This window comes from Streptomyces johnsoniae (assembly GCF_031845565.1).
In the GTDB taxonomy this organism is placed as follows: Bacteria; Actinomycetota; Actinomycetes; order Streptomycetales; family Streptomycetaceae; genus Streptomyces; species Streptomyces johnsoniae.
Map to the genome: position 1 here is coordinate 1 of NZ_JAVREV010000102.1, position 385 is coordinate 385.

Sequence of the window (385 nt, forward strand, 5' to 3'; positions counted from 1 at the left end):
GATACATAGGCACCGGCGGAGACGTTCTGGACATACACGCCGAAGAAGAAGCCGCCGACCAGACCGATGGTGATGACCGCGCCGTTGAGCATGAAGGCCACAAAGGTGGAGGCGACCACGCGGGGAACGACGAGGCGCTCGATCGGATCGATGCCCAGCACCTCGAGCGCGTCGATCTCCTCACGCACGGTGCGGGCACCCAGGTCCGCGCAAATCGCGGTCGAACCGGCGCCGGCAACCACGAGCACCGTCACCAGAGGACCGAGCTGCGTGACCGCACCCAGCGCCGCACCGGCGCCCGAGACGTCAGCCGCGCCGAACTCAGCCAACAGGATGTTGAGCGTGAAGATGATGAGCACCGTCAGCGGGATCGATACCGCGAGCG

General features: G+C 66.2%; 1 protein-coding gene. It reads right to left on the reverse strand.

The window, feature by feature from the left end; genetic code table 11:
* On the reverse strand, positions 1–385 hold a 385-nt coding region (locus tag RM779_RS33475), incomplete at both ends, for an ABC transporter permease (protein ID WP_311621561.1).